Genomic DNA, 11,436 nt, shown 5'->3' with positions numbered 1-11,436 from the left:
TTCTATAAATCCAAAGTAGTTTCATTTTCAGAGTCGTGGGGTGAACTGACATTATTGGTATGTTCAAAATGGTGAGTTATCTGGTTGAATTGCTCCAGCGAAACTCCCTTGATACCGTAATCACTGGGAGTCATTATTTCTCCCGTTTGTGACTGTTTTTGCGCTGTGGTAATGATGTGATTGAGTGTCTGCTCAAATGCCCGGATAAACAGGGCTGTCTTAGTCTGTGGCAGACGGGAATCGACATAAAACAGTAGTTTTCCTGCCTGAACGGAGCCATTAATTCCTAACAGAAAATGACCGTCGTTTTCACTGGTTATCATCATTCCGCAATCATCGTCAGTAATTGACCAGTCCTGACGGCTGGGACTGCCTAACTGCCCAAGATAGTTGAAACTGATAGCAGGCAAATCACCGGTCAAATAACCCGCTTGTTGTAATGCGCCGTAACCGATGCCTTTGTTTGGCACAGTGCGCAGCATCTCTTTGGTATGGATAAGGGTGTCGGTTATATCCGCCTTATTTTCCAGACGAACCGGGTATATCGTAGTAAACCAGCCAACGGTTTCGGAAATATCTATTGTGTTATCAATAGATTCCCGCCCGTGTCCTTCCAGAAGGATATGGTTGACAGATTGGTCGAAGGTATCCTGCAAGGCCACGGTCAACGCGCTCAACAACAAGTCATTAATTTCGGTGTGATAACCTGCGTTAGCTTCATGCAGCAGGATATCTGTCATTTCTGCCGAGATTTCCAGCTGGTGGTGTGTGAGATTATCCAACGCGGGCTTGCTGTTATTGCCTGCCAGTACTTGTTTCCAGTAAGGCACTTCATGTTGATGCTGCCGGGCGTACTGCTGAACAGTGGTCACCCATTGGCGATAACTGCTGGTTTTTGCAGGCAGGGGCATCCCCTGTAATAGCAAACGCATATCTTCCGCAATAATCCGCCAGGACACTGCATCAATAATCAGATGATGGAAGGCAAAGAATAATCGGGTACTGCCATCAGCATAGCCAGTCAGATGAGCGGCTTGCCAGAGTGGCCCATTATGATAATCGAACCCACTTTGCCACTGGGTAAGTTGTTGGTGGAGTTCTTCCTGATTGCACTGACGGATATCACAGTGTTTTAACTGCGGTTGTGAAGACGGAATATCCGCAGAATAACACTGGCGATATCCCTGTTCCGTTGCAATAAAGCGGGCGTGTAATATATCGTGCCGCTCAGTTAATGCAGTCAGTGCTTGTTCAATCTGTATGACTTGGATATCACCGGGGATCTGAACCATAAAGGCCTGATTCCAGTGATGAGGCTGAGCTAACTGCCAGTCAAAGAAGGTTTGCTGAACAGGCAGTAAAGTAAATTCCCCGTTTAATAACCCTTGTTCGGCAACGATTTTGGCAGTAGACGCTGTTTGCATCAGTAATACCGCTAATTGTGCCACGGTTGGTGCCTCAAAAATGGTTTTCACCTGCAGCGAAAAACCGGCCTGACGCAGTTTGGACACTAGTTGGAGACTAATAATGGAGTCACCACCAATGCGGAAGAAATTATCGTGGATGCTTATCCGCTCCAGCCCTAAAACTGCCTGCCAGATAGCACAAAGCTGGGTTTCTAAGGCATTACGGGGCGCAACATAATTTTCTCTGTTCCCGAAAACCGGCTCTGGCAAGGCTTTGCGGTCCACTTTGCCATTCAGCGTTAGTGGTATAGTCTCCATAAAGGTAAAGCTGGCGGGCAGCATATAGTCCGGCAGGCGAGCAGATAAGTGCGCAAGTAGTATGTCATCGGACACCGTATCCTCGACAACCAGATAGGCTGCCAGCACTTTATGACCCTGATGTTCACGGTCAATCACTACGGCTTGTTTGACTTGTGGATGAGCCGTCAGCGCACTTTCAATTTCGCCCAGCTCAATACGATAACCGCGAATTTTGACCTGAAAATCATTGCGCCCCAGATATTCCAGTTCGCCGTTGGGTAACCAGCGCACTAAATCACCGGTTTTATACAGACGGCTGTAACCTTTAACCGTTTCGTTTGCGGTTGCAAAAGGATTCGCAACAAAGCGCTCAGCCGTTAATTCAGGGCGATTTAAATATCCCCGTGCGACACCAGCACCACCAATATACAACTCACCCGGCGTACCGATAGGCGATGGATTTCCATCACTATCCAGTACGTAAAGGCGGGTATTATTGATAGCGTTACCAATATTGGTGGCGATATCTCCATGTTGATACCGTTTCTGTGTTGCACAAACGGTGATTTCTGTCGGACCGTAAGCATTCATCACATTACTGTGTTGGCTGAAATGATCCATAAAATCCAGAGAAGGGGATTCACCTGCGGTAACTAATAACTGGAGTAAGGGTAATTCCACATCCGTCAACAACTTGAGTATTGCTGGCGGTAAGGTAGCCATTTGAATACCTTCTCGCTGAATAAGTTCTGCGATGGCAGGGGCATGGCGTTCTGCTTCATTGCAAAGATAAAGCGTCAGGCCATTCAATAACGCGGGAAAGAGTTCGAAAACAAACGCATCAAACACATAAGCGGCAAACATTAAACTTTTAGTGGTCTTTTCAGTATCAAAAAATGCACTTTGCGCGACTGTCAGATGCGCCACATTTTTATGTTCAATCATCACCCCTTTCGGCTGACCGGTGGTGCCGGAGGTATAGATGATATAGGCCAGATTGGTCGGTTGACTGATGGAATCGGGGTTTTCCACAGGCTGGCTGACTGTGTCTGCCTGATTATCTGCTGCGATAAGGATCGATGACCCAGCCAGTGGCCGGAGCGTGGTCAGATAGTGTTGTTGGGTCAGAACACAAGGCGTCGCGGTGTCTGTCAGAATAAACTGTACCCGCTCTGTGGGATATTCCGGTGATATTGGCACATAAGCGCCTCCGGCTTTCAGCACCGCCAGCATACTGATGACCATTTCCGGACTGCGGTCAAAATACAAGGCTATCGGTGTATCAGCTTGCATCGTTTGATGATGCTGTTGCTGATAACGTTCGCGTATGGCATGGGCCAGTTGATTGGCGCGCTGATTAAGCTGGTGATAAGTCAGGGATTCACCTTCAAACACCAGTGCAACATGATCCGGTGTTCTTGCCGCCTGCGCTTCAAACAATTGTGGCAGGGTTTTATCCTGCGGATAAGGGGCATCCGTCTGGTTCCAGCGGTGTAATAAGGTATGGCGTTCCTGCGCCGATAAAATATCAATGTTGGATAACGGTTGTTGCTGGTCGGCCACAAACGCGCTCAATACCCGCTGGTAACTCTCTGCGATACGGGTGATGCTGGTATCGTTAAACAGGCTCACGGCGTAGTTCAGGCAACCGGTAATCGCTGTTTTGCCATCGGACAAAAACAGGCTCAGGTCAAATTTGGCGGGGCTGTATAGAGCTTCATCCAGTACGACCGGACTGAATGGAAGGCGGTTGTCTGACGGATTTTCGCCGAAAGACTGCACACTGAATATCACCTGAAATACCGGGTGACGAGCGGTATCCCGTTCAATGTTCAGCGCATCAAGGAGCTGTTCAAACGGCATATCCTGATGGGCTTTAGCTCCGCTAACCAGTTTGTGTGCCTGTGTAATCAGCGCGGTTACACTGTCTGTGTGTTGCAGTTGTGCCCGTAAGGGCAGTGTGTTAACGAACATCCCTAATAAGGGCAGTGTTTGTGCATGGTGACGGTTATCCGTCGGGGTGCCGATAACGATATCGTCCTGCCCGGATAATTTTGCCAGTGTGACGTAAAACGCACTGAGCAGTACGGTATACAGGGTGGTTTCCTGCGTTTTTGCTAACTCCCTTAACTGTTCAGACAGCTGGGCGTCCAGCGTAAAATTGATATCCCGCCCCTGATAATTGACCTGTGCCGGTCTGGAGTGATCGGTGGGCAGTGACAGCGATTCATAGCCTGCAAGTGCCTGTTGCCAGTAAGCCAGTTGTTGTTCGCGGATGTCTCCCTGCAAATAATCCCGTTGCCATGCCGCGTAATCCCCGTAGGTGATCTCCAACGCAGGGAGCTGGCTGTCACGGCCTGCTTGCAGCGTGTGGTAAACCTCCGCCAGTTCCGCCATAAAGATATCGATGGACCAGCCATCCATCGCGATATGGTGCCATAACAGTAAGAGGTAATGACTGTTTGCGACCTGATAATGCCGTAAACGCAGGCTCGGCTCTGTGGTTAAATCAAAGGGAGTAGCGATTTCGCTGCGGGCGTTAGCCAGTAACGTCTCCCTGTCGTCACAAATTTGAGACGGGATCACGAAATATGTGTCTAATACCTGCTGATACTGCTGGCTCTGATCATCACTGCGATACACGGTTCTCAGCACCGCATGACGTTCCGCTAATCGGTTAATGGCGGTTTCCAGCAAAGGCAGGGAAGCCTCCTGAGCCAACTGAACCAGATACGGAATATGATAGACATCGGAACCCTGCTCAAACTGCTCGATAAACAGCATCCGCTCCTGAGCAAATGATAAGGGATAGCGCGCTTGTGCCAGTGGTGGGATAACCGTGCAAATTTGTGTGTCCATCTGTGTGGCTAATCCGGCGATGGTCTTTAATTCAAACAGTTGTGCCAGTGAAATATCCGTAGACAGGGTACGGCGAATGGCGGCGATCAACTTAATGGCGGTCAGGGAATTGCCGCCGATACGGAAGAAGTTATCGTCAATACCCACTTGCTCCAGTGCTAAAACATCCTGCCAGATAGCGCAAAGCCGGGTTTCCAGTGTATTGCGGGGTGCAACATAACCCTCTTTATTGCTCCAGCTCGGTTCGGGTAAAGCCTGACGATCCACTTTACCGTTCAATGTCAGCGGGATCGCCTCAATCCGGGTAAAACTGGCAGGCAACATATAGTCCGGCAGGCGAGAAGATAAATGGCTGATTAACCCTTCGTCAGAAAGTTCACCCTCAATCACCAGATAAGCGATCAGTGCGGTATTGCCCTGATATTCGCGATCGATGACAACGGCTTGTTTAACCTGTGGATGTGCCGCCAGCGCACTTTCAATTTCGCCCAGCTCAATGCGGTAGCCGCGAATTTTGACCTGAAAATCATTGCGTCCCAGATATTCCAGCTCGCCATTGGGGAGCCAGCGCGCTAAATCACCGGTTTTATACAGGCGTGTGTAACCCTGCTCTTTGTTCTTCTCTGTGGCAAATGGGTTTTCGATAAAACGTTCGGCGGTTAATTCCGGTCGGTTTAAATAACCCCGTGCCAGCCCTGCGCCACCAATGTAAAGTTCGCCGGTGGCACCAATCGGAGCCAGTTGTCCGGCAGTATTCAGTACGTAGGCAGACATGTCGCTCAGGGGACGGCCAATGCGGGATATCGCAGTGGTATCTCCTTGCGTTAATTTTTTGTAGGTTACATGGACGGTGGTTTCGGTGATCCCATACATATTGATGAGCGCCGGTTTTTGATCGCCATAACGATCCCACCAGGGTGTTAACTGAACCGGATTTAATTTATCGCCACCAAATATGACATAGCGAAGGTGAGGAAACTCTGTACTGTTGCTTACTGCTTCGTCGATAAAGGCATAAAATGCCCCCGGCGTTTGGTTCAGTACCGTCACATTCTGTTCGGCGCATAACCGGCTGAATTGGCTAAAATCCTTAATGCACTCAACCGTAGGGATAATTAAACGCCCGCCATAGAGTAGGGTGCCCCATAATTCCCACACACTGAAATCAAACGTATACGCATGGAAAAGCACCCAGACATCGTGTTGATCGAACTGGTAATCTTTTTGGCTAGTGGTGAATAAGCGGTTGACATTATGGTGGGTCTGCAAGACGCCTTTGGGTTTCCCGGTCGTGCCGGAGGTATAGATAACATAGGCTAAATCTGACGCTTGACCGGCTAACGCCAGATTGTCTGTTGAATAGTGTTCAGTCACACGACTGTCATCTGCGGCAATCAGGGCTGATGGTGTCACGAGTGCTTGTGTATAAGCCTGCAATGTTGGCAGAAACTTTTGCTGAGTCACAACACAGGGTGACTGCGTATCGTCCAGAATAAACTGAACCCGCTCCGGCGGATAATCCGGTGATACCGGTACATAAGCCCCGCCGGCTTTGAGTACTGCCAGTATACTAATGACCATTTCCGGGCTGCGATCCAGATAGAGAGCGATCAACGTATCTGTTGGCATCGGTACATTATGCTGTTGTTGGTAGCGTTCGCGTATGGCATGGGCTAGCTGATTGGCGCGTTCATTCAGCTGGTGATAGGTCAGAGTTTTGCCTTCAAACACCAGAGCGACGTTGTTCGGATTTGCTGTAACCTGAGCTTCAAACAACTGTGGCAGGGTTTTATCCTGCGGATAAGGGGCATCGGTCTGATTCCAGAGGTGTAATAAGGTATGACGTTCCTGCGCCGATAAAATATCAATACTGGACAACGCTTGTTGCTGGTGGGCCACAAACGCGCTCAATACCCGCTGGTAACTCTCCGCGATACGGGTAATGCTGGTATCGTTAAACAGGCTCACGGCGTAGTTCAGGCAACCGGTAATTGCTGTTTTGCCATCGGACAAAAACAGGCTCAGGTCAAATTTGGCGGGGCTGTATAACGTTTCATCCAGTACGACCGGGCTAAACGGCAGATTGCCGTCTGACGGATTTTCACCGAAAGCCTGCACACTGAATATCACCTGAAATACCGGGTGACGAGCGGTATCCCGTTCAATGTTCAGTGCCTCAACCAACTGCTCAAACGGCATATCCTGATGGGCTTTAGCCCCGCTAACCAGTTTGTGAGCCTGTGTAATCAGCGTGGTTACACTGTCAGTGTGTTGCAGTTGTGCCCGTAAGGGCAGTGTGTTAACGAACATCCCTAATAAGGGCAGCGTTTGCGCATGGTGACGGTTATCGGTCGGGGTGCCGATAACGATATCGTCCTGCCCGGATAATTTTGCCAGTGTGACGTAAAACGCACTGAGCAGCACGGTATACAGGGTGGTTTCCTGCGTTTTTGCCAGAGTACGTAGCTGTTCAGACAGCTGGGCATCCAGCGTAAAATTGATATCCCGCCCCTGATAATTGACTTGTGCCGGCCGGGGGTGATCGGTGGGCAGAGCCAGCGATTCATAGCCCGCCAGCGTCTGTTGCCAGTAAGCCAGTTGTTGCTCTCGGACGTCCCCCAGCAAATAATCCCGTTGCCATGCCGCGTAATCCCCGTAGGTAATATCCAGCACAGGGAGCTGGCTGTCACGGCCTGATTGCAGTGCGTGGTAAACCTCCGCCAGTTCCGCCATAAAGATATCGATGGACCAGCCATCCATTGCAATATGGTGCCATAACAGTAAGAGGTAATGACTGTTTGCGACCTGATAATGCCGTAAACGCAGGCTCGGCTCTGTGGTTAAATCAAAGGGAGTAGCGATTTCGCTGCGGGCGTTAGCCAGTAACGTCTCCCTGTCGTCACAAATTTGAGACGGGATCACGAAATGTGTGTTCAGTGCCTGCTGATACTGCTGGCTCTGATCATCACTGCGATACACGGTTCTCAGCACCGCATGACGTTCCGCTAATCGGTTAATGGCGGCTTCCAGTACAGGCAGAGAAGCCTCCTGAGCCAACTGAACCAGATATGGGATATGATAGACATCAGAGCCCTGCTCAAACTGCTCGATAAACAGCATCCGCTCCTGAGCAAATGATAAGGGATAGCGCGCTTGTGCCAGCGGTGGGATAACCGTACAAATTTGTTCATCCATCTGTGTGGCTAACCCGGCGATAGTTTTCAGCTCAAACAGTTGTGCCAGTGAAATATCGGTAGACAGGGTACGGCGAATGGCGGCGATCAACTTAATGGCGGTCAGGGAATTGCCGCCGATACGGAAGAAATTATCGTCAATACCCACTCGCTCCAGCCCTAAAGCCGTCTGCCAGAGAGCACAAAGCTGGGTTTCCAGTGCATTGCGGGGAGCGACATAACTGTCTCTGTTGCCGAAAGCCGGCTCTGGCAAGGCTCTGCGGTTGACTTTGCCGTTTGACGTCAGCGGAACCGCATCAATAAAGGTAAAGCTGGTGGGCAGCATATAGTCCGGCAGGCGCGCGGATAAATGCGTGAGTAGATCTTCATCAGCTAAGAGACCCTCAATGACCAGATAGGCCGCCAGTACTTTCTGTCCGTGATGATCACGATCAATCACCACGGCCTGTTTGATCTGCGGATGTGCCGCTAACGCATTCTCAACTTCCCCCAGTTCAATACGGAATCCACGGATTTTAATCTGAAAATCATTGCGTCCCAGATAGTCGATATTGCCGTCCGGCAAGTAGCGCCCCAAATCCCCCGTTTTATACATTTTTGCCTCTGACTCAGAGGAAAATGGATCGGCGAGGAATCGTTCAGTGGTCAGTTCCGGTTGGTTCAGATAACCTCGTGCCACGCCCTCGCCACTGATATAAATTTCACCCGGTGCCCCCATCGGTACGGGGTGTTGATGGGCGTCAAGCAGGTAAATCCGGGTATTGGCGATAGGGCGGCCAATCGGAATAGACTGTATGCCATCAATTGGCGCGGTGATCGTATAGGTCGTGGCAAATGTGGTGGATTCCGTGGGGCCATAGCCGTTAAGCAGGTGAGCAGGCGGATGACTTGCCGACAGCACCTGTTTTATTTTCTGCGGATTGAGGACATCCCCCCCGACCAACAGGTAGCGGAGCTGCCCGAACACAGGCTGTAATGTATCAAGGTATTCATTAAACAAACCGGCAGTTAACCATAATGCGGTTACTTTTCCCCTGATTAGTGCCTCACGAAAATCGGTGGGTTCGAGTACTACCGTCTGAGGCACAATATGCAGACAACTGCCATTCAGCAGGGCTGACCAGATTTCCCACGTGGCGGCATCGAAGGCAGGGTTGGCACAATGGGCAACGCAGTCATCCGGGCCGATATCCGCAAAGCCATTATTGATAATCAGGCGCAGGACATTACGGTGTTCCACCATCACGCCTTTGGGTTGTCCGGTGGAGCCGGAGGTGTAAATCACGTAAGCCAGATGACGTGAAGTCAGCCCCAAAGCTTGTGCATCCGGGTTATTGTCCGGCTGCGTGTCAAAGTTTTGAGCCGGATTATCCAGCCACACGGTGGGGACTGACGTCGTCAGTTTATCCGCCAGTGTGGTTTGAGTCAGTAAAGCTACCGGTGCTGCATCATCCAGCATATAGCTCAATCGTTCGGTGGGATAATCCGGATCGAGTGGCAGATACGCGCCACCCGACTTGAGAATAGCCAGTATCCCGACCACCATATTCAAACTGCGCTCAAGGCAAATGCCAACCCGATCATCCGGCCTGACGCCCAGTGCAATCAGATGATGGGCCAGTTGGTTGGCGCGCCGGTTGAGTTCGCCATAGCTGATGCTTTGGTTTTCAAAGATGATTGCAGTCGCATTGGGTCGCTGAGCGGCTTGTGCTTCAAACAACTGTGGCAGGGTTTTATCCTGCGGATAAGGGGCATCGGTCTGGTTCCAGATATTGAATAGGGTATGGCGTTCCTGCTCCAACAGGATAGGTAATTCACTGACTAAAATAGCAGGGTTGTCAATAATAGCCGTTAGCAGGTTATTTAATCGCTCAAGGATATTATTGACCTCTGAATCACTAAAATAGGCTTGTAAATATTGGATGGTTATTTTTAATTCCTGATCACAGCCATGATCTTTCAGCCGAAATAAGATGGGATTAATATTAAATTCAGTGTCTATATGAAAATGCTGAATTTGGTCAATTTCAGTATCCGATGCTGAAAAACGGTCATATAAAATCAGAATGCTGGGTAAAGAAAATCCATCTTGGTTCGCAAGACGAGTAAGATGTGAATTGGGAAACTTTCCGTGGAGATAGCTGTTTTTTAGCGCTGACTCTACTTGCTTAATTTGCTTAATAATAGAAGAAGTTCGTGAAATAGGGCAATGTACTGGATACGTATTTGCTTGCATCCCGACAACATATTTTTCGGATTTTGTTGTTCTTCCATGGGTTGTCGTGTTGAAAACCAGCTCTTGTTGCCCGGTTAATTCAGCCATAACAATAGAAGCAAGCGTGGAAAATACGGCAAGTAAATTAGTTTTGTTTTCGTGACAAAGAGTACGTAAATCGTTTTTAACTGAGAGTGGTAATGTCAGCGTCTGATTATCAGAGCCTTTATTATGGTAATAAGGTGTTAATTGGTGTATTTCATTTTTCTTTAAAAAATCCAGCCAATAATTCTTGTCATCTTCATAATTAAAATTATTTAAATAGGTTCTTGCTTTTTTTACTGCCGTGAGATATTGCGGAATTTCAGATAACCACGTTGTGGATGTTCCATTTTTAAGGCATGTATATAGTTTATAAACATACTCGTGAAATCGGTATAATCCGACACCGTCAATGAAAATATGGTGGAATGTAGTGAAAAAATAATTTTTTTCATTGGCGAGACGGATTAATGTGAACTGGTAGGGTATTTCATTTAAGTAATCTATAGCGATATTGTTTTGTTGCTTCATCCACAGAAGTGCGTGATTTTCAGGATCAGGCAGTTTTGAAACATCGTATTCATTGATTAACGTGGGAATACTTTGTTCCTGAATGTATTGAACCGCTTCATTGTCGGCATTGATGAATATACGTAAACGTAAAGTATCGATATGCTGATATAGTAAATTCAATGTTTTTTGCAAGAGGGTAATATCAACATTTTCCTCTATTAAGGTATACCAGTTTAGGGTATGTACTGGGCTATTCTCATAAAGAAGTTGTTCGTAAAATATATTCTCCTGAGTAGGGTGGAGGTGATATAAATCTGGATTCAAATGATCCTCAGCTTTTCTCATAATTATTTATATGAGTGTGTTCTGCTTACAAGTTAGTCATAGTTGATAGTACAAAATGAATAGGGCTGATGATTTTCCTGACCTTAATTTGCACGTTAGAACGTAGCATCATCTATCATGATGTCCTTACAAATAACTTTGCAATCTTTCAACACTCATCCTCGTGAAATAGAGTTCTTATTTAATAGTTAGTATTTTGCTCCCCCCAAAATACCAGAGTATATTTTTTATGTGAATATAATTGTTCCATATTACTTATGGATGCTGTTATTTATAGTGTAATGCTGGTTGTTGTTTTAATTAATGTCTATGTTGTTTTTTATTATCCTTGTTTTTTTATTGCTTATAGGAGTATTTAATTTTTGATGTTTTTTATTGTTAGTGATGTGTTGGGCGAAATATATTTATAGCCAAAGATTATAATTGGCTAGCTCAAGACGGGAGAATTTTTCTTCGGTAAACCAGAGACGGTTTAGTCGCGACTCACAACCATGATGCTACAAACGAGATCCGGAATTCCAGGATGATTAATTCCGTGGGTTACTATTTCAGTGTGTTCGGT

Annotated in this window: 1 protein-coding gene; it reads right to left on the bottom strand. The window is 47.7% G+C overall.

Annotated features, from left to right (window positions below; translation table 11 throughout):
• Positions 1 to 2: 2 nt before the first annotated feature.
• The gene (locus AACS90_RS05260) at positions 3 to 10,874 is read right to left on the bottom strand and encodes a non-ribosomal peptide synthetase (RefSeq protein WP_099121989.1); all 10,872 of its coding nucleotides are present in this window, start codon (positions 10,872 to 10,874) and stop codon (positions 3 to 5) included.
• Positions 10,875 to 11,436: the final 562 nt, after the last annotated feature.

Source organism: Xenorhabdus sp. KK7.4, assembly GCF_963876465.1.
GTDB classification, from domain to species: domain Bacteria; phylum Pseudomonadota; class Gammaproteobacteria; order Enterobacterales; family Enterobacteriaceae; genus Xenorhabdus; species Xenorhabdus stockiae.
This window is presented reverse-complemented; position numbering and strand designations above follow the sequence as displayed.